Source organism: Variovorax sp. HJSM1_2 (assembly GCF_049316285.1).
In the GTDB taxonomy this organism is placed as follows: Bacteria; Pseudomonadota; Gammaproteobacteria; order Burkholderiales; family Burkholderiaceae_C; genus Rhodoferax_B.
Window position 1 is genome coordinate 81616 of record NZ_JBMOXA010000001.1, and the last position, 18888, is coordinate 100503.

At 58.8% G+C, this 18888-nt stretch carries 17 protein-coding genes and 1 tRNA gene; 17 read left to right on the forward strand and 1 reads right to left on the reverse strand.

All coding sequences use genetic code 11. From position 1 onward, the window contains the following. The first annotated feature begins 55 nt into the window (after positions 1–55). From ACFQ95_RS00390 to aceA, 5 genes are all read left to right on the forward strand, one after another. Entirely contained in the window at positions 56–1213 is a 1158-nt protein-coding gene (locus ACFQ95_RS00390; protein WP_422828805.1) for an extracellular solute-binding protein, read from the forward strand. A gap of 127 nt (positions 1214–1340) precedes the next feature. Next, the gene (locus tag ACFQ95_RS00395; protein WP_422829218.1) at positions 1341–2447 is read left to right on the forward strand and encodes an ABC transporter ATP-binding protein; all 1107 of its coding nucleotides are present in this window, start codon (positions 1341–1343) and stop codon (positions 2445–2447) included. A 7-nt stretch (positions 2448–2454) separates the two neighbouring features. After that, positions 2455–3387, forward strand: a complete 933-nt coding sequence (locus ACFQ95_RS00400; protein ID WP_422828806.1) for an ABC transporter permease — start codon at positions 2455–2457, stop codon at positions 3385–3387. Between the two features lies 1 nt (position 3388). Further along, a complete protein-coding gene (locus tag ACFQ95_RS00405; protein WP_422828807.1) occupies positions 3389–4216 on the forward strand; it encodes an ABC transporter permease subunit in 828 nt (275 codons plus the stop codon). Between the two features lie 351 nt (positions 4217–4567). Then, complete coding sequence (gene aceA / locus ACFQ95_RS00410; RefSeq protein WP_422828808.1) at positions 4568–5887, forward strand: isocitrate lyase; 1320 nt, start codon at positions 4568–4570, stop codon at positions 5885–5887. 78 nt (positions 5888–5965) lie between these two features. Here aceA and ACFQ95_RS00415 read toward each other — a convergent pair whose 3' ends face one another. Continuing rightward, positions 5966–6490 (reverse strand): septal ring lytic transglycosylase RlpA family protein, encoded by a 525-nt coding sequence (locus ACFQ95_RS00415; RefSeq protein ID WP_422828809.1) that lies wholly within the window; start codon positions 6488–6490, stop codon positions 5966–5968. Between the two features lie 329 nt (positions 6491–6819). Here ACFQ95_RS00415 and thrS point away from each other — a divergent pair, with 329 nt between their 5' ends. The 12 genes from thrS (at position 6820) to ACFQ95_RS00475 (ending at position 18875) form a co-directional block, all read left to right on the forward strand. Next, the gene (thrS, locus tag ACFQ95_RS00420; protein ID WP_422828810.1) at positions 6820–8727 is read left to right on the forward strand and encodes a threonine--tRNA ligase; all 1908 of its coding nucleotides are present in this window, start codon (positions 6820–6822) and stop codon (positions 8725–8727) included. An 82-nt stretch (positions 8728–8809) separates the two neighbouring features. Beyond that, on the forward strand, positions 8810–9421 hold the full coding sequence (gene infC, locus ACFQ95_RS00425; RefSeq protein WP_422829219.1) for a translation initiation factor IF-3: 612 nt from the start codon (positions 8810–8812) through the stop codon (positions 9419–9421). Between the two features lie 193 nt (positions 9422–9614). Continuing rightward, entirely contained in the window at positions 9615–9818 is a 204-nt protein-coding gene (rpmI, locus tag ACFQ95_RS00430) for a 50S ribosomal protein L35 (protein WP_422828811.1), read from the forward strand. 25 nt (positions 9819–9843) lie between these two features. Beyond that, positions 9844–10203, forward strand: coding sequence for a 50S ribosomal protein L20 (gene rplT / locus ACFQ95_RS00435; RefSeq protein WP_422828812.1), 360 nt, complete (start codon positions 9844–9846; stop codon positions 10201–10203). A gap of 168 nt (positions 10204–10371) precedes the next feature. Beyond that, positions 10372–11424 (forward strand): phenylalanine--tRNA ligase subunit alpha, encoded by a 1053-nt coding sequence (gene pheS / locus ACFQ95_RS00440; protein ID WP_422828813.1) that lies wholly within the window; start codon positions 10372–10374, stop codon positions 11422–11424. A gap of 107 nt (positions 11425–11531) precedes the next feature. Beyond that, a complete protein-coding gene (gene pheT / locus ACFQ95_RS00445) occupies positions 11532–13970 on the forward strand; it encodes a phenylalanine--tRNA ligase subunit beta (protein WP_422828814.1) in 2439 nt (812 codons plus the stop codon). Positions 13971–14032: 62 nt separating this feature from the next. Next, on the forward strand, positions 14033–14350 hold the full coding sequence (locus ACFQ95_RS00450; protein WP_422828815.1) for an integration host factor subunit alpha: 318 nt from the start codon (positions 14033–14035) through the stop codon (positions 14348–14350). Between the two features lie 67 nt (positions 14351–14417). After that, positions 14418–14885 (forward strand): MerR family transcriptional regulator, encoded by a 468-nt coding sequence (locus tag ACFQ95_RS00455; RefSeq protein WP_422828816.1) that lies wholly within the window; start codon positions 14418–14420, stop codon positions 14883–14885. A 27-nt stretch (positions 14886–14912) separates the two neighbouring features. Then, a tRNA-Pro gene (locus ACFQ95_RS00460) sits at positions 14913–14989 on the forward strand. A 268-nt stretch (positions 14990–15257) separates the two neighbouring features. Next, positions 15258–16268 carry an LLM class flavin-dependent oxidoreductase gene (locus ACFQ95_RS00465; RefSeq protein ID WP_422828817.1) on the forward strand — a complete coding sequence of 337 codons (1011 nt, stop codon included), beginning with the start codon at positions 15258–15260 and terminating at the stop codon, positions 16266–16268. Positions 16269–16320: 52 nt separating this feature from the next. Beyond that, a complete protein-coding gene (locus tag ACFQ95_RS00470) occupies positions 16321–17664 on the forward strand; it encodes an LLM class flavin-dependent oxidoreductase (protein ID WP_422828818.1) in 1344 nt (447 codons plus the stop codon). Next, on the forward strand, positions 17664–18875 hold the full coding sequence (locus tag ACFQ95_RS00475) for a M20 aminoacylase family protein (protein WP_422828819.1): 1212 nt from the start codon (positions 17664–17666) through the stop codon (positions 18873–18875). Before ACFQ95_RS00470 ends, ACFQ95_RS00475 begins: the two co-directional genes overlap by 1 nt. Positions 18876–18888: the final 13 nt, after the last annotated feature.

Sequence of the window (18888 nt, forward strand, 5' to 3'; positions counted from 1 at the left end):
TTGCGGCGTGTTTTCTTTCTTTTTCAACGGTAAATCATCAGGAGTAGTCGGCTTTATGAACAAGCGTCTTTGGGTTTTCGCACTGTCCGCTTTGGCTTTGGCTGCTTGCGGAAAAAAGGAGGAGGCGGCTGCACCCGCAGCGGCCCCGGCCCCGGTAGCGAGTGCTCCCGCAGCCGAGCCTGCGGAAGAAAAGGTGCTCAATGTCTACAACTGGCCCGACTACATTGCCAAGGACCTGATCGCCAACTTTGAAAAAGAAAGCGGCATCAAGGTCAATTACCAAACCTTTGAGAACAACGAAGCCCTGCAAGCCAAGCTGGTGGCAGGCAACAGCGGCTACGACCTGGTGGTGCCGGGCGCGGTGTTCGTCAAGGCGCAGATCGATGGTGGCCTGCTGGCCAAGCTCGACAAAAGCAAGATTCCCAACTACGGCAACCTCGACCCAGAGTTGATGGCCAAACTGGCCGGTGTTGATGCCGGCAACGAATACGTGGTGCCCTGGGCCTGGAGCTACACCACGGTGGGCATCAATAAAAGCAAGGTCACCAAGGCCCTGGGCGGCACGCCGCTGCCCGAAAACGCCTGGGACCTGGTGTTCAACCCCACATACACATCCAAGCTCAAGTCGTGTGGCATTGCCTACCTGGATTCGCCGACCGAGGTGATTCCTCCGGCCATGCATTACCTGGGCAAAAATCCCTATTCGAACGAGGCAGCCGATCACCAAGCCGCCGGCGCGATGCTGGCCAAGGTACGCGGTGACATCCGTCTGTTCTCCAGCGCCATGATCGACGACCTGGCTGGCGGCAAGGCCTGTGTGGCACTGGGCTGGGCCGGCGACATGAACATCGCCAAGGCGCGCGCCATCGAGAACAAGAACGGCAACGACATCGAAGTGTTGTTGCCCAGCACCGGCGGCCTGATCTTCATGGACAACCTGGCCGTGCCCAAGGACGCCAAACATCCGAACAATGCCATGGCGTTTATCAACTACTTCCTGAAGCCTGAAGTCACCGCCACGTTGACCAACGAACTCAGCTACGCCAATGCCAACAAGGCCAGCTTGCCGTTCGTAACGCCTGAAATTGCCTCCGACAAAACCGTGTTCGTGGACGCAGACAATCTGAAGAAGATGGTGTCGCCAGCCAGCTTCAGCAACGCAGCACGTGAATCCATGAGCAACGTGTTCACCCAGTTCAAAAAGGGCAAGTAAGCCTTATTCGTTGGCAGACCTGGCCAGCCTTTTTTGAGTCCAAGGCGCATCGACCACCGGTTGGCGCGCCTTTTCTCTTTTTCTTCCCACTGCTTTGCCCCTCAGGGCCCAAATGCCGATATCGCCGATGAATGCGCCTGATCCTTCCCTAGATGGTTTTCTCCGAACGGAACACGTGGTCAAACGTTTTGATGACGTGGTGGCGGTGTCCGACGTTTCCATTTCGGTGCGGCGCGGTGAGATTTTTGCGCTGCTCGGCAGCTCAGGCTGCGGCAAGTCGACTTTGCTGCGCATGTTGGCGGGCTTTGAGCAGCCGACCTCGGGCGCGGTGCTGCTCAACGGTGAAGACATCTCGAAGTTGCCCCCGTATGAGCGGCCTATCAACATGATGTTCCAGTCGTACGCGCTGTTTCCGCATCTGAGTGTGTGGGACAACATTGCCTTCGGCCTGAAGCGCGAAGCTATGCCGCGCGCGCAGATCGAACAGCGCGTCGAAGAGATGTTGGCGTTGGTGCAACTCCAGTCCTACGCCAAACGCAAGCCGCATCAGTTGTCCGGCGGGCAGCAGCAGCGCGTGGCCTTGGCGCGCAGCCTGGCCAAGAAGCCGCAGTTGCTCTTGCTGGACGAGCCGCTGGGGGCGCTCGACAAGAAGCTGCGCGAGCGCACGCAGTTTGAGCTGGTCAACATCATTGAATCAGTAGGCGTGACCTGCGTGATGGTGACGCACGACCAGGAAGAGGCCATGACCATGGCCAGCCGGATTGCCGTGATGAGTGCCGGCCAGGTGCTGCAAGTGGGCACACCCAAAGAGATCTACGAATATCCCAACTGCCGCTTTGTGGCCGACTTTATTGGCAATATCAACCTGTTCGACGGCAAGCTGACGCTGGACGAAACCAACCGTTGTGAAGTCACGACCGACGAAGGTGTGCTGCATGTGGGCCACGGTGTCACCGGATCGCCGGGCATGCCACTGACGGTGGCTGTGCGCCCCGAGAAGATCCACATCGCCAAAGACAGGCCCGATGGTGTGGTGCAAAACCTGTTCACCGGCAAGGTGCGCGAGATTGCCTACCTGGGCAGCTACAGCACCTATGTGGTGGCCATGGCCAGCGGAAAGCTCATCAAGGTCACCGGCACCAATACCAGCCGAACCGAGGCCGGTGATATCACCTGGGACGATGCGGTGTTCTTCTGGTGGGATGGCGCCGCGCCTGTGGTGTTGACGCATTGAGGTCGTGATGAAGAAGTTGGGATTTTTCAACGGACGGCGCTGGGTGATCGGTGTGCCGTGGCTCTGGCTGGCGGTGTTCTTCCTGCTGCCATTCCTGATCTTGGTGCGCATCAGCGTGACCGATATGGGTGATGGTGTCGACCCCTTTGCACCGCTGCTGCAATGGGTCAATGGCACCTGGCATCTGGTTTTGAAGGCGGAGAACTTCAGCTCGATTTTTATCGAACCGACCGCACAGGGCTGGCGCGGTTTTGGCGACACCATTTATATGGATGCGCTGGTCACCTCGCTGCGTTATGCGGCGCTGACCACGGTGCTGTGTTTGCTGATCGGCTATCCGTTTGCCTACTTCATTGCGCGTGCGCGCCCGAGTCTGCGACCCGCGCTGTTGATGATGGTAATGTTGCCGTTCTGGACCTCGCTGCTGCTGCGCGTCTATGCCTGGAAGGGCATACTGGCCGACCAGGGGGTTGTCAATCTTTTGCTGCAGTCGCTGGGGCTCACCACCGAGCCTATCCAACTGCTCTACAACGACTTCTCGATGCTGGTGGGCATGACCTATGTGTATTGCCCATTCATGATCCTGCCGCTCTACGCCACGCTGGTGAAGCTGGACGTGCGCTTGCTGGAGGCCGCGCGCGACCTGGGCGCGAGTCCCTGGCGCGCATTCTGGCTGGTGACGGTGCCGCTGAGCAAGGCCGGCATCATCTCGGGCTCCATGCTGGTGTTCATTCCCGCGCTGGGTGAGTTTGTGATCCCATCGCTATTGGGTGGAGCGGAGAACATCGTCATCGGCCGCGTGGTGTGGGACGAAATGTTCAGCAGCAATAACTGGCCGCGCGCCTCGGCGTTGGCGATTGTGTTGATCATGCTGATCCTGGTGCCGCTGATGCTGCACCACCATTACAGTGCAGCGCGCGACACGGCGGGGAGGGACTGATATGCAGGGCTTTACCCGCTGGATGGAGCAACGCATTGGCCGGATGTGGTTGCTGCTGGTGTTCTTGTTCTTGTACGCACCACTGGCGTTCCTGATCGTGTTTTCCTTTAACAGCACGCGTCAAGACGGCATCTTTACCGGATTCTCAATGCGCTGGTACACGGCGTTGCTGGAAGACTCGCGCCTGGTGCAGGGCTTCTTCCTGTCGCTGCGTGTGGCGTTGATCAGCGCCACGTTGTCGACGATCTTGGGCACCTTTGCCGCGTTTGTGCTGGTGCGTTACAAGCGCTTTCGCGGGCGTGCCATGTTTTCCGGCATGGTGGGCGCGCCGCTGGTGATGCCCGAGGTGATCATCGGCTTGTCGCTGCTGTTGCTGATGGTGTCGGTGCAGCGCATGCTGGGCTGGCCAGATCGCGGCATGCTGACGATTGTGTTGGGACACACCTTGCTGGGCATGGCCTACGCCACGGTGGTCATCCAGTCGCGGCTGCGCGAGATGGACCGCTCCATCGAAGAGGCGGCGATGGACCTGGGTTGCCGACCACTGCAAGTGTTCTTTTTGGTGACTCTGCCCAACATTGCTGCTGCGTTGATGGCGGCATGGTTGCTGGCGTTCACCTTGTCGTTTGACGACGTGGTGATCTCTGAGTTCTTGTCTGGCCCCGGTGTGACCACGTTGCCGCAGGTGATCTTCAGCTACGCGCGGCGTGGGGTGAATCCGTCGATCTATGCCGCTGCGACGATTTTGATCTGCAGCATCACGCTGGGCGTATTGGCCTACGGCCTGTATGTGTGGCGTAAGCAGCAAAGGCAAGAGCAGCGCAAGTAGCAATCTCGGCTTCTCAGGCAGATGGATAAACGTCTGCGGGGGGGGGGCACTATTTTTCACGGACCGGCCGCTTCCCAGCGCCCGGTCCGTGTTTCATTTCAGGCTGAGTGATGTCTTTTCATAATATGGATTGTGAAAATGCTGCGCCGCAATAATTTTTCTCAAGATAAGAGTTGCCGTTTTGTATTGGGAAATATAGGTTTTAAGTTATTGAATTTAAACGAATAAATAAATGTCTTATATAAGACATAAGATACAACACTGGTCTTATGCAAGACATAGAATTTGTTCACCGGGATGAATGTCAGTTCAGACCGTCACCGGATTTCAACAACTTTCAGGAGTGAAACCATGCCCCAATCGATCACCGAACAACTCAGCCGCGAACAGCAAATTGCCGCCTTGGAAAAGGACTGGGCCAACAATCCTCGCTGGAAAGGCATCAAGCGCGGCTACTCTGCCGCCGACGTGGTGCGTCTGCGTGGCTCGTTCCAGGTTGAACACACCTTGGCGCGCCGTGGTGCAGAGAAGCTCTGGGAATTGGTGAACAACGAGCCTTACGTCAACTGCCTTGGCGCGCTCACCGGCGGTCAAGCCATGCAGCAAGTGAAGGCTGGTATCAAGGCCATCTATTTGTCGGGCTGGCAAGTGGCTGCGGACAACAACGAATACGCAGCGATGTATCCCGATCAATCGTTGTACCCCGTGGACTCGGTGCCAAAAGTGGTGGAGCGCATCAACAACGCTTTTACCCGCGCCGATGAAATCCAATGGTCCAAGGGCGTGAATCCTGGCGATGCCGGTTTTATCGACTACCACGCACCTATCGTGGCCGACGCCGAAGCCGGTTTCGGCGGCGTGCTGAACGCATACGAATTGATGAAGGCCATGATCCGCGCGGGCGCTGGTGGTGTGCATTTCGAAGACCAACTGGCTTCGGTGAAGAAATGCGGCCACATGGGAGGCAAAGTGCTGGTTCCTACCCAAGAAGCCGTGCAGAAACTGATCGCCGCCCGTATGGCTGCTGACGTGTATGGCGTGCCCAGCTTGGTGATCGCCCGTACCGACGCCGAAGCGGCTGATCTGCTGACCAGCGACTACGACGAAAACGACAAGCCTTTCATCACCGGCGAGCGCACGGCAGAAGGCTTCTACAAGACCAAGAAGGGCATAGACCAAGCCATTTCACGCGCCATTGCCTACGCCCACTACGCCGATTTGGTGTGGTGCGAAACCGGTACGCCTGACCTGGCTTTTGCCAAGAAGTTTGCCGATGCCGTGCACAAGGTGCACCCGGGCAAGATGCTGGCTTACAACTGCTCGCCATCGTTCAATTGGAAGAAGAACCTGGACGATGCCACCATCGCCAAGTTCCAACGCGAGCTTGGCGCCATGGGCTACAAGTACCAGTTCATCACCTTGGCTGGCATCCATAGCATGTGGTACAACATGTTCGACTTGGCACAAGACTATGTGGCGCGCGGCATGTCGGCCTATGTCGAAAAGGTGCAAGAGCCAGAATTCGCAGCACGCGACCGCGGCTACACCTTTGTTTCGCACCAGCAGGAAGTGGGCACTGGTTACTTTGATGAAGTCACCACGGTGATACAGGGCGGCAAGTCGAGCGTGACGGCGCTCACGGGCTCGACCGAAGAAGAGCAGTTCCACTGAAGCGTTGCGGATAGCACATATGGCCTAAAGGCCAGTTCTCCAGATTAAAAGCACCTGCGGTCATCCGCAGGTGCTTTTTTATGGCTCGGCGACGGAGTTGGCGGTGGCCTGCTGGTGGTCGGCTTGCGCGATTTTGTTGTCGTCGGCGCTCTCAGGTTCAAAACACGACTTGATGCTTTCGCAGGGCTCCACCGAGACCTTTGCCACGCCACGCGCCAGGATGCCAAGCTCTTCGGCTGCCGCGTGGCTGACGTCGATCAGCCGGTTGCGGGTGTGAGGGCCTCGGTCGTTGATTTGCACCACGACACTTTTGCCAGAGCCAAGCGCTGTCACCCTGGCCCAACTGTGCAGCGGCAGGCTGCGGTGGGCGGCGGTGAGTGCTTCCACGTCGAACAGCGCACCCGATGCGGTGCGTTTGCGGTGAAACTTATGACCATACCAACTCGCATTTCCGACCTGTGTTTTGGGCGTAGTTGTCGGGCGTGCGGCTGTGGCGGCGGAGAGAGTGGGGCCGTCATCAGCGTGCGCGATGGCGGCGGTGCAAAGGCACAACGCAGCCCAAAAGCCAACTGAAAAATGACGGCGAAGGGAGACCTTTCGCATGGGCATATGCTACCCGGTCCATGAAAAGCGCCGGAATTCCGCTCATGGAGGGGTTTTGAGTGCCGGAAATGCAGCATGCTTGTCAGGCATGTTGGCCCCTTCTGAAGGGGCATCAGGGCGCGGTTAAAATGTCAGCCAGTCCCAACCATCTGATAAGAGCGAGAAAGGCACGTCAGGTTATGACACCGCGAACTACACCGGCAGATTTTGTAAAACGTTCCAGGCCGTAGTCCGCGCGCCTTGGGCGTGTTTAGTTATCAAAATAAGAGCAAGCGCGGTCTACCCACCGCGCTTTTTGTTTTTGCGCTCCCCACTTTTCCTATTCGATCATGATTCAAATTACGCTTCCTGACGGTTCCAAACGTGACTATCCAGGGCCTGTGACGGTGGCCGAGGTCGCCGCATCCATTGGCGCCGGCTTGGCTAAGGCCGCCTTGGCAGGAAAGGTTGATGGCAGGGTGGTGGACACCAGCTTTCAAATCCAAAAAGACAGCCAGTTGTCTATCGTCACGGCGAAAGATGCCGATGGCTTGGAAGTAATCCGTCACTCCACGGCCCACCTATTGGCCTACGCGGTGAAGGAGTTGTTTCCAGATGCACAGGTCACCATAGGCCCGGTCATCGAAAACGGCTTCTTCTACGACTTTGCTTACAAGCGCCCATTCACGCCGGAAGACCTGGTCGCGATTGAGAAGCGTATGAGCGAGCTGGCCGCGAAAGACGAGCCCGTGGTGCGCCGTGTGTTGCCGCGTGACGAGGCGGTGGCTTATTTCAAGGGCCTGGGAGAGCACTACAAGGCGGAGATCATCGCCAGTATTCCGAGCAACGAAGATGTTTCCTTGTACCGCGAAGGTGCGTTCGAAGATTTGTGCCGTGGCCCGCACGTGCCCAGCACGGGCAAGCTGAAATTCTTCAAGCTAATGAAGCTGGCCGGTGCTTACTGGCGCGGTGACCACAACAACGAGATGCTGCAGCGTGTCTATGGCACGGCCTGGGCGACCAAGGACGAGCTGCAAAACTACCTGACGCAACTGGAAGAGGCCGAAAAACGCGACCACCGCAAGCTGGGTCGCGAACTCGATCTGTTTCACATTGACGACCATGCGCCCGGCCTGGTGTTTTGGCACCCCAAGGGCTGGACGGTGTGGCAAGGTGTTGAGCAATACATGCGCCAGGTATACCGCGACAACGGCTACCAGGAGGTCAAAGGTCCGCAGGTGATCGACAAAACGCTGTGGGAAAAGACGGGGCACTGGGATAAGTACCGCGAGAACATGTTCACGACGGAGTCGGAGAAGCGCGAGTACGCCCTGAAGCCGATGAACTGCCCTGGCCACATCCTGATCTTCAAGCAAGGCATCAAGAGCTACCGTGATCTGCCGCTGCGCTACGGTGAGTTTGGTCAATGTCACCGCAATGAGCCTTCGGGCGGCTTGCACGGCATCATGCGTGTGCGCGGTTTTACCCAGGATGACGGCCACATCTTTTGCACCGAAGACCAGATCCTGCAAGAGTGCGTGGATTACACGGCCCTCCTGCAGAAGGTCTACACCGACTTCGGTTTCCAGAACATCATCTACAAGGTGGCCACGCGCCCCGAGAAGCGTATCGGTTCCGACGAGGTGTGGGACAAGGCTGAGCACGCCTTGATGGAAAGCCTGCGGGCTTCCGGCTGTGAGTTCGAGATCGCTCCGGGCGACGGTGCCTTCTATGGCCCGAAGATCGAATACACGCTGAAGGATGCCATTGGCCGTCAATGGCAGTGCGGCACGATGCAGGTTGATTTCTCGATGCCAGAACGGCTTGATGCGGAGTATGTCGGTGAAGATGGCGCTCGCCATCGCCCGGTGATGCTGCACCGTGCGATTGTCGGCAGCCTGGAGCGCTTCATCGGGATCTTGATCGAAGAGCACGCTGGCGCACTGCCAACGTGGCTTGCACCAACGCAGGTGGCCATACTCAACATCACCGATTCCCAGAGCGAATACTGTCGCGAAATCGCCAAAATGCTGACGAATCAAGGGGTTAGAGTCCAGCTCGATCTGCGCAATGAAAAAATAACGCGTAAAATACGCGAGCACTCGATGCAGAAGCTGCCTTTTATCCTTGTGATTGGTGATAAGGAGAAGGAAGCAGGCGCCGTTGCTGTGCGTGCCCGAGGCAATCTTGATCTCGGTGTGATGTCGCTCCAGGAATTCCAAGCCCGAATTGCCAGCGATATCACTTCCAAAGTGTAGTTCCCTGATCTGCCTTGGCCGCGCACGTCATCGGCGACGTTTGCCGCATTCGTTGCGGCCATTTATCAAAAGGACCCTAGCCATCGCTACTGAATTTCGTGACCGTCGTCACCGTGAAGAACGTAAACACCGCCTGAACCGTGAAATCATGGCGCCGGAAGTTCGACTTTCTGGCCCTGACAATGAGCCCTTGGGCATAGTGAGCCTGATGGAGGCACTACGCCTGGCCGGTGAATACGACGTTGACCTGGTGGAAATCGTTGCAACCGCCAACCCTCCTGTTTGCCGCCTCATGGATTACGGCAAATTCAAGTATCAGGAGCAAAAGCGCGCTGCCGACGCCAAGGCCAAGCAGACGGTCATCGAAATCAAGGAAGTGAAATTCCGGCCTGGTACCGATGACGGCGATTACAATATCAAGATGCGCAATATCCGGCGCTTCTTGGCAGAAGGCGACAAATGCAAGATCACCTTGCGTTTTCGCGGTCGAGAGATCACCCACCAGGAAATTGGCATGGCGCTGTTGCAGCGTATTCGCAATGACCTGCAGGATTTGATCGTGGTTGAGCAGTTTCCTAAGCTTGAAGGGCGCCAGATGATCATGATGATCGCCCCCGGCAAGAAGAAACCCGGCAAACCGGCAGCCCCTGAGGCCTCTGCCGCGGCACCGGCGGCCCAACCTTCTGCTTCCTGAAAATTTGAATTCGGCTAAACCTGTGCCTTGTGCATGGGCAAGCTGATGATGGCTGGCTTTTGCCAGCCGTCTTGATGGCGGGAAACTGCCTTCAAAAATGGCGCAGTGAAATGCGCCATAAGAAGTGGCTCGGGGCCAACAAGTCTGGGATCGGTTCTCAGCGCCTCACGAGCACAACAAAAGGAGCATGAACATGCCCAAAATGAAGACCAAGAGCAGCGCGAAAAAGCGTTTCCGCGTCCGTCCAGGTGGCACCGTCAAGCGCGGTCAAGCCTTCAAGCGTCACATTTTGACGAAGAAGACCACCAAAAATAAACGCCAGTTGCGTGGTGCTGTCACTGTGCATGAGACCAATATGGGTCACATGGCGCAGATGTTGCCCGGCCGTGGCATTTAATTAACGACGAACAAGGAGTACACACATGCCTCGCGTCAAACGTGGTGTAACGGCTCGCGCCCGACACAAAAAAGTTCTCGCCCTCGCTAAGGGTTTCCGCGGTCGCCGTGGTAATGTTTTCCGTATCGCCAAACAGGCGGTAATGAAGGCTGGGCAATATGCCTACCGCGATCGTCGCAACAAGAAGCGCGTTTTCCGTCAACTGTGGATCGCCCGTATCAACGCCGCTGCGCGTGAATGCGGCCTGACCTACAGCCAATTTGCCAACGGCCTGAAAAAGGCTGCGATCGAGATCGACCGTAAGGTTCTGTCCGACATCGCTGTGCATGACAAGGCTGCTTTTGCCAGCATCGTGGAACAAGTTAAGGCCAAGCTGGCTGCTTGAACTTCACGACGGATGCCATCGTCTTGATGGCGTCTTGTGAAAATATGACAAGGGCTAGGGCTTCATAGGCGCTAGCCCTTTGTCATTCCATTTACAGATCAATCGTGGCTGCCAAAGCGGCCATCCACACGGTTGATCTGTAAGTGGAATCATTCCTTAGAGGGTTTTATGAACGAGTTGGATGCAATCGTTGCCGCAGCAGTGACAGGTTTCTCTGAGGCCGCTACGCCTGCCGACCTGGAGAACACCAAGGCCCAGTTTCTGGGCAAGTCAGGCCGCATCACGGAGTTGATGAAGGGCATGGCGGCACTCAGCGTGGAAGAAAAAAAATCTCGCGGTGCTGCCATCAACCTGGCGAAACAAGCAATTGAGGCGGCGCTCAACGCGCGTCGCCAAGCGCTGGCCGATGCCGAACTGGACGCGCAACTCAAAGCCGAAGCATTGGATGTGACTTTGCCCGGCCGTCAGCGTGCTCAAGGTGGCCTGCACCCGGTGTCTCTCACGCTGGAGCGGATCGAGGCGATCTTCGGCTCCATGGGGTTCGAAGTGGCGCAAGGCCCTGAGATTGAAACCGACTGGTTCAACTTCACCGCGCTCAACACGCCCGAAGACCATCCAGCCCGTTCCATGCACGACACGTTCTACGTCGAAGGTGGCACCAGTGCAGCGCCCAATCTGCTGCGCACCCACACCAGCCCGATGCAGATTCGTCACGCCGTGCAACATGTGAAGCGTCATCGCGCGCGCTTGGATGCGGGCCAGGACATGCCGGAGATTCGCGTGATCGCACCAGGTCGCACCTACCGTGTCGACAGCGATGCCACCCATTCCCCCATGTTCCACCAGTGTGAAGGCTTGTGGATTGGTGAGAACGTTTCGTTCAAGGATTTGAAGGTGGTGTTCACCGACTTCTGTCGTACCTTCTTCGAGTCAGACGACTTGGTGCTGCGCTTCCGGCCGAGTTTCTTTCCGTTTACCGAACCCAGCGCCGAAATCGACATTCAATTCCAAAGTGGCCCTCTGGCAGGCCGTTGGCTTGAAGTGGCAGGTTCCGGCCAGGTGCATCCGAACGTGGTGCGCAACATGGGGCTGGATCCGGAGAAGTACGTTGGTTTCGCCTTTGGCATGGGGCCAGACCGGCTCACGATGCTGCGATATGGCGTCAACGACCTGCGGCTGTTCTTCGACGGCGACCTGCGTTTCCTGTCGCAGTTTCAGTGACCGTCGCGGCCAATTAATATTTCACGCAGCAGGCGGTTCGTCAGGATTACCACTCACGATCACCGTCTGCTCCTCTCCCGTATTTCGCGCAAGCAAAGAAGCACCACATGCAATTCCCCGAATCTTGGCTCAGAGAATTCTGCAACCCTCCGTTGAGCACCCAGCAACTCGCCGACGTGTTGACCATGGCTGGCCTGGAAGTGGAAGAACTTCAGCCTGTGGCGCCGCCCTTTACCAAGATTGTGGTGGGCGAGATCAAAGAAGCGGTACAGCACCCCAACGCCGACCGCTTGCGTGTGTGTCAAGTGGACGCAGGGCAAGGCGAGCTGCTCAACATCGTCTGCGGTGCGCCAAATGCGCGTGTCGGCATTCGTGTGCCGGTGGCTTTGGTTGGTGCTGAGTTGCCGCCCGGTGAAGACGGCAAGCCGTTCCTCATCAAGGTCGGCAAGCTGCGCGGTGTGGAAAGCCAAGGGATGTTGTGTTCGGCCCGCGAACTCAAGTTGTCTGAGGACCATGGCGGTTTGTTGGAGCTGGCCGCGGATGCACCGATTGGCCAGGACATCCGTACGCATTTGCTGCTGGACGACACGTTATTCACTCTCAAGCTCACGCCCAACCTGGCGCACTGTCTTAGTGTCTACGGCGTGGCGCGTGAAGTCGCTGCACTCACTGGCGCAGCGTTGCTGCAGCCCGAGTTTCCTGCCGTTGCCGTGCAACATCAGGACAAACTCGCTGTGAAAATCAGCGCGCCCGACCTGTGCGGCCGCTTTTCCGGTCGCGTGGTGCGCAATGTCAACACCAAAGCCGCCATACCGCAGTGGATGGTCGATCGTTTGGCCCGTTGTGGTCAGCGCAGCGTGAGCCCCTTGGTCGATATTTCGAACTATGTGATGTTCGAGTTGGGTCGTCCTTCGCACATCTTCGACCTCGAGAAAATCCACGGTGGTTTGGATGTGCGCTGGGGCCGCGCGGGCGAACAGCTCAAGCTGCTGAACGGCAATACCATCACGGTGGATGAGCAGGTCGGTGTGATTGCCGACGAGCAGCAGGTTGAGTCACTGGCCGGCATCATGGGCGGCGACTCCACAGCCGTGTCCGACGATACCCGTCACGTTTACGTTGAAGCCGCTTTCTGGTGGCCGCGTGCGGTGGCTGGCCGCTCGCGCCGCTTCAATTTTTCGACCGATGCGGGTCACCGCTTTGAGCGTGGCGTGGATCCGGCGCAAACCGTCGAACACATCGAGCGCATCACGCAACTGATCCAGCAGATCTGTGGCGGCGAAGCCGGCCCGATTGACGATGTGCAGACCGCCATGCCTGCCGCCAAGCAGGTCACCCTGCGTGTGGCGCGTGCCGCCAAGGTCATTGGCATGCCTTTGACACAAGCCCAGTGTGCCGACGCTCTCAAGCGCCTGGGCCTGCCCGTGGCCGAGAGTGAAGGGCTGATCACGGTCACGCCGCCGAGCTACCGTTTTGACCTCAACATCGAAGAAGACCTGATCGAAGAGGTGGTGCGGGTATTGGGCTACAACCAATTGCCCACCACGCCACCACTGGCGCCCATCACCCCGAAGTTGCGCGCGGAAGCCGAACGCAACCCGTTCGCCGTGCGTCGCAGCTTGGCGGGCATGGGTTACCAGGAAACCATCAACTTCAGCTTTGTGGACGAGCGCTGGGAGCATGAGTTGGCGGGCAACGCTAACCCCATCAAGCTGCTGAACCCTATCGCCAGCCAAATGAGTGTGATGCGCTCGTCGTTGCTCGGTTCGTTGCTGCAGGTGCTGAAGTTCAACCTCGACCGCAAGGCCGACCGCGTGCGTGTGTTTGAACTAGGTCGCGTGTTCCTGCGCGACGGCAGCGTTGAAAACACCGACACCACGGTGGCCGGTTTTGATCAGCCTATGCGCCTGGCCGGTGTGAGCTACGGACCAGTCGATGGGCTGCAGTGGGGCCGCAAAGAGCAAGCTGGCGATTTCTATGACGTGAAGGGTGACATCGAAGCCTTGCTGCTGCCTTTGAAAGCGAGGTTCGAGGCCGCAGAACACCCCGCGATGCACCCAGGCCGTTGCGCACGTGTATTGCTCGGTGACCGCGCCATTGGTTTTGTGGGTGAACTACATCCCAAGTGGCGCCAAAGCCAAGGCCTGACCCAGGCGCCTATCTTGTTTGAGCTGGAGTTGGACGCTGTGTTGCAACGCCCCGTGCCCGAGTTCAAGCCGGTGTTGAAGCACCAGGCGGTGGAGCGTGATATTGCGGTGGTGGTGGCTGATAACGTCACCCACGCTGCGCTGATGGCGGCTGTACATGCAGCTCCCACGGCCGGCTTGTTGCGCCATGCGGTGCTGTTCGACGTCTACCGCGCCAAGCTGGTCAAGGGCGCAACCCAGCCGGTCTCGGGTGGCTTGAATGAGGGCGAGAAGAGTTTGGCGGTACGTTTGACGCTGAACAGCGACGAAGGTAGCTTGACCGATGCGCAGATTGACGCTGCGGTACAAGCCGTGTTTGATCAGTTGACCAGCAGCCTGGCCGCCCGCGTTCGCGCCTAAGCCCTGCGCATCAAGCTCAAAGGGTCTAGTACAGTCACCCCACTTCAGTAGCAGGAAACATTGTGGAAATTACGGTAGAAAGCCTGGAGACGCCCGCGCTCACCAAAGCGCAGTTGGCAGATTTGCTGTTCGAACAGATTGGCCTCAACAAGCGTGAGTCCAAAGACATGGTCGACGCATTTTTTGACCTCATCACGGCCAGTCTGGTCGAGGGAACGGACGTCAAGATCTCCGGCTTCGGTAACTTCCAGATTCGCGTGAAAGCGCCGCGCCCAGGGCGCAACCCGCGCACGGGAGAGTCCATTCCTATCGAAGCGCGTCGCGTGGTGACGTTCCACGCCAGCCACAAGCTGAAGGAACAAATTCAAGGCGGTGCTTGAGTTCGCTTTGCGCCTTTGGCTCACTTGGAGTAACCTCGTAGGTTCCGCCAAGAAAACATTGATTTGAATGGGAAATTTTCTCCCGCCTATCCCGGCCAAACGCTACTTCACCATTGGGGAAGTGGGTGACCTTTGTGGTGTGAAGCCGCATGTGCTTAGGTACTGGGAGCAGGAATTCGCCCAGTTGCGCCCGATGAAACGACGCGGCAATCGGCGCTACTACCAGCACCACGAAGTGCTGATGATTCGCCGCATACGCGACCTGCTTTACGACCAAGGTTTCACCATCAGCGGCGCGCGCAACAAACTGCAGGAGTTTGTGCAAGACGAGCGCGAACGTCGCCGTGTCGAAGACGAAGTCGAGCTGGTGGAAGACACCGAGTTTCTGGAAGAGGATGAGGTATCCATGGGTGACATGGCCGCCAGCGAATCCATGCTTGCCATGCAAAAGGCGATTGAAGCGGGTGACGATCCCATGCCTTGGATTCGACGCGAGTTGGCAGAAATTCGTGCCCTTCTCGCCGAAGACTACTAAGTATCAGGTTATACTTGAGGGCTAGATCGGTGTGTGGCGCAGCCTGGTAGCGCACTTGCATGGGGTGCAAGGGGTCGAAGGTTCGAATCCTTTCACACCGACCAAATTTATAAAAGGGTTAGCTCTGAAAAGGGCTAGCCCTTTTTTCATTTCCGCCACGTGAACTTGGTTGTGGCAGGCAGCCATGCGTCATGCGCGATCCGGCTCTCGGGCCTGTGCCGCAATGAAGCTCGGCGCGTTCTGCTGCACCTTCTCCCTATCTCTGCGGTCGTGCACGGAGCAACTATCGATATGAAAACATAGCGCTACGCGTTCGCCCGGCAGGTTTCAGAATTCGCTGCAAGACCTTTTCAGCGACATTCGCCAACCGCCGTGCACCCTACACCGTACGTTCTTTCACTGCTCGACAAGAGCCCCATTCCTGCGGGCGCAAGCGCTGCGCAGGCCCTGCAACGCACGGTGGCGCTGGCGCAAAAAGCCGAGCAGTTGGGCTACCAGCGCTTCTGGGTGGCCGAGCACCATGGCAACCCTGGTTTGGCCAGTTCCGCACCCGAAGTGGTGGTATCGCACATCCTGGCCAAAACCTCGCGCATTCGGGTGGGCTCGGGTGGTGTGATGCTGCAGCATTACAGCGCGTTCAAGGTGGCCGAGACCTTCAAGGTCTTGGCCGCGCTGGCCCCTGGCCGTGTGGACCTGGGCATAGGTAAAGCGCCGGGCGGTTTGCCGCTGAGCACACGGGCGCTGCAGTGGTTCCACGACCAGGCCTTGAAGCCCAGCTTTGCCGACCAACTGGCCGAGCTGGATGCATTCTTGAACGGCACGCTGCCGGCCAACCACCCCCTGGCGGGCGCGGTGGCCAACCCCACGCCGCCCACCTTGCCGCAGCGCATTTTGCTTGGCGGCAGCGCCGACAGCGCAGTGCTCGCAGCCCGGCTGGGCTGGGACTTTTGCTACGCCGGCCACTTCAATGCCGACCCGGTGAACATGGAGCGCTCGATCAACGCTTTTCGCAATGCCACGGGCCGCGTGCCGGCGCTGGCGCTGTACGCGTTTGCGGCCGATACCAAAGACGCGGCCGAGCAAGCGGTAGGCGCCTTGCGCATCTACAAGCTGCACCTCGCCACCGGCCAGAGTGTGAATCTGCCCAGCCTGGAGGCCGCGGCCGAGTTTGCCCGCCAAGCCGGTGTGACCGAGTACCGCACCGAAGAAACCCGCCCGCATGTGTTGACCGGCACAGCCGAAGACGTGCACGAGGCGCTGGAGGCGCTGAGCCATCGCTGGGGCATTCAAGAGTTTGTCATCGACACGCCGGTGACCGGTTTCGCCGAACGCCTGGCATCGGTAGAACTGCTTGCCGAAGCCCACCGAACCGTGGCCGCCTGACTTCATTTCGCACCCCCAATCGACAGCCCATCACCCCAACATCCACATCACCATGAGCACCCAACACATCAAATTCGGCATCATGTTGCACGGCGCAGGCGGTCACATGAATGCCTGGAAACATCCCGCAGGGCCGGCGGATGCCAGCGTCAATCTGGACTTCTATATCAAGACCGCGCAGAAGGCCGAGGCCAACGGCATCAGCTTCGCGTTTGTGGCCGATGGCTTGTTCATCAACGCCAAGTCGATCCCGCATTTCTTGAACCGCTTTGAGCCGCTGACCATCCTGTCGGCGCTGGCGGTGGCCACCTCCAAGATCGGCTTGGCCGGCACCATTTCCACGTCCTACAGCGACCCGTTCACCGTGGCCCGGCAACTGGCCTCGCTGGACTTGATCAGCGGCGGCCGTGCGGGCTGGAACGTGGTGACCACACCGCTGGAAGGCTCGGCCAGCAACTACAGCCGCCAGCACCCCGACCACGCGCTGCGTTACGAAATCGCCGATGAATACCTGGCCGTGACCCAGGGTTTGTGGGACAGCTGGGACGACGACGCCGTGGTGCGCAACCGCGAGACCGGACAGTTTTTTGTGCCCGAAAAGTTGCACACACTGGACCACAAAGGCCGCTTCTTCCAGGTGGCCGGGCCGCTCAACATCGGCCGCTCCAAGCAGGGCCAGCCGGTGATCTTTCAAGCTGGTTCGTCTGATGCCGGTGTGGGTTTGGCCGGCAAATATGCCGATGCGGTGTTCACCCATTCGCCCTCGCTGGAAGACACGCGTTCGTTCTTGCGCCAGGTCAAAAACAGCGCCGTGGCACAAGGTCGCCAAGCCGACGACGTGAAAATCTTCCCTGGCATTGGCCCGGTGGTCGGCGCTACGCAAGAAGAAGCCGAAGCCAAGTACGACGCCATCCGCAATCTGCTGAGCATCGAAGAAGCACTGGCCTACCTGGGGCGCTTTTTTGACCACCACGACTTCAGCCAATATACGCTGGATGCGCCGTTCCCTGAACTGGGCGAGTTGGGTCGCAACAGTTTCCGTTCCACCACCGATCGCATCAAGGCCAACGCCAAGGCCAACGGCAGCACGCTGCGCCAGGTGGCGCTGGAAGTGGCCACGCCGAAGACGCAGTTTGTTGGCACCGGTGAAAAGATCGCCGATGAAATCATCCGCTGGATTGACGAAGGTGCGGCCGACGGTTTCATCCTCGGCTTCCCCGTGGTGGCACAAGGACTGGACGACTTTGTGAGCTATGTGATCCCGGCGCTGGAAGCGCGCGGGCGCTACCAACGTGAGTTGCCCGGCACCACGCTGCGCGACCACCTGGGTTTGCAGCGCAAAGAAAGCCGCTACACGGCAGCGCGTGACACGGCATCCAGCCAAAAGGTGGCCTGATGACCGTGGCGACTTTTCCTGATGTGGATGCCGTAGGTGGGGTCACGCCGACCAAGCGTATAGAAGCCGGCGTTGCCGCCTTTGCCGACGAATTCATCGCGCTACGCCGCGACATCCACCAGCACCCCGAGCTGTCGTTCAAAGAGCACCGCACGGCCAACATCGTGGCCACGCGCTTGGCCTCGTGGGGCTACAGCGTCACCAGCGGCATTGCGGGCACCGGCGTGGTGGGCACGCTGCGCCGAGGCACCGGCAGCAAGAGCCTGGGCATTCGGGCCGACATGGATGCACTGCCCATTCAAGAGAGCACAGGCTTGGCCTACGCCAGCGTGAACGCCGGTGTGATGCACGCCTGTGGTCACGACGGCCACACCGCCATCTTGCTTGCCGCCGCGCGTTACCTCGCGGAGTCGGGGCAGTTTGACGGCACGCTGCACCTGATTTTTCAGCCCGCTGAAGAGACCGGCTCGGGCGCCAGGAAGATGATCGCCGAGGGCTTGTTTGAGCGCTTCCCGTGTGATGCCGTGTTTGGCCTGCACAACTGGCCTGGTGTATGTGCCGGCCATGTGGGTTGCGTGACCGGGCCAGCGATGGCGGCGGTGGACCAGGCACGCATTACCGTGCGCGGCAAGGGCGGCCATGGCGCCGAGCCGCACAAGGCGGTAGACCCCGTGGTCGCCACGGCCCACCTCATCACCGCGCTGCAAACCGTGGTGGCGCGTAATGTCGATCCGCTGGACATGGGTGTGGTCACCGTCGGTTCCATACACGGCGGCCAGGCGTCCAACGTGATTCCTGACAGCGTGGAGCTGAAGCTCACCATGCGCTCGTTTCGCCCGGAAATCCGCCAACTGCTGCAAGACCGCATTCCGGCCCTGGCGCGCGCGCAGGCCGAGAGTTTTGGTGCGGAAGCAGACGTCGACTACCAGCTCGGCTTTCCAGCCGTGTTGAACCATGCGGAAGAAACCGCCTTTGCGCGCCAGGTGGCCGTGGACAGCGTGGGGGCCGAGCGTGTGGAAGCCAACTTTCGCCCGCGCACGGCGAGTGAAGACTTCGCCTACATGCTGCAAGCGCGGCGTGGCAGCTACGTGTTTTGGGGCAACGGCAACAGCGCCTCATTGCACAACCCCAAGTACGACTTCAACGATTTCATTCTGGCGCCCGCCGCAGCCTACTGGGCGCAGCTGGCCGAACGCTTTCTCGCTGCATAAGCAAAGGTTTTGA

Coding starts and splice junctions, on each gene's coding strand:
- ACFQ95_RS00390 (WP_422828805.1), top strand. CDS start 56: ATGAACAAGCGTCTTTGGGTTTTCGCACTGTCCGCTTTGGCTTTGGCT.
- ACFQ95_RS00395 (WP_422829218.1), top strand. CDS start 1,341: ATGAATGCGCCTGATCCTTCCCTAGATGGTTTTCTCCGAACGGAACAC.
- ACFQ95_RS00400 (WP_422828806.1), top strand. CDS start 2,455: ATGAAGAAGTTGGGATTTTTCAACGGACGGCGCTGGGTGATCGGTGTG.
- ACFQ95_RS00405 (WP_422828807.1), top strand. CDS start 3,389: ATGCAGGGCTTTACCCGCTGGATGGAGCAACGCATTGGCCGGATGTGG.
- aceA (WP_422828808.1), top strand. CDS start 4,568: ATGCCCCAATCGATCACCGAACAACTCAGCCGCGAACAGCAAATTGCC.
- ACFQ95_RS00415 (WP_422828809.1), bottom strand. CDS start 6,490: ATGCGAAAGGTCTCCCTTCGCCGTCATTTTTCAGTTGGCTTTTGGGCT.
- thrS (WP_422828810.1), top strand. CDS start 6,820: ATGATTCAAATTACGCTTCCTGACGGTTCCAAACGTGACTATCCAGGG.
- rpmI (WP_422828811.1), top strand. CDS start 9,615: ATGCCCAAAATGAAGACCAAGAGCAGCGCGAAAAAGCGTTTCCGCGTC.
- rplT (WP_422828812.1), top strand. CDS start 9,844: ATGCCTCGCGTCAAACGTGGTGTAACGGCTCGCGCCCGACACAAAAAA.
- pheS (WP_422828813.1), top strand. CDS start 10,372: ATGAACGAGTTGGATGCAATCGTTGCCGCAGCAGTGACAGGTTTCTCT.
- pheT (WP_422828814.1), top strand. CDS start 11,532: ATGCAATTCCCCGAATCTTGGCTCAGAGAATTCTGCAACCCTCCGTTG.
- ACFQ95_RS00455 (WP_422828816.1), top strand. CDS start 14,418: ATGGGAAATTTTCTCCCGCCTATCCCGGCCAAACGCTACTTCACCATT.
- ACFQ95_RS00470 (WP_422828818.1), top strand. CDS start 16,321: ATGAGCACCCAACACATCAAATTCGGCATCATGTTGCACGGCGCAGGC.
- ACFQ95_RS00475 (WP_422828819.1), top strand. CDS start 17,664: ATGACCGTGGCGACTTTTCCTGATGTGGATGCCGTAGGTGGGGTCACG.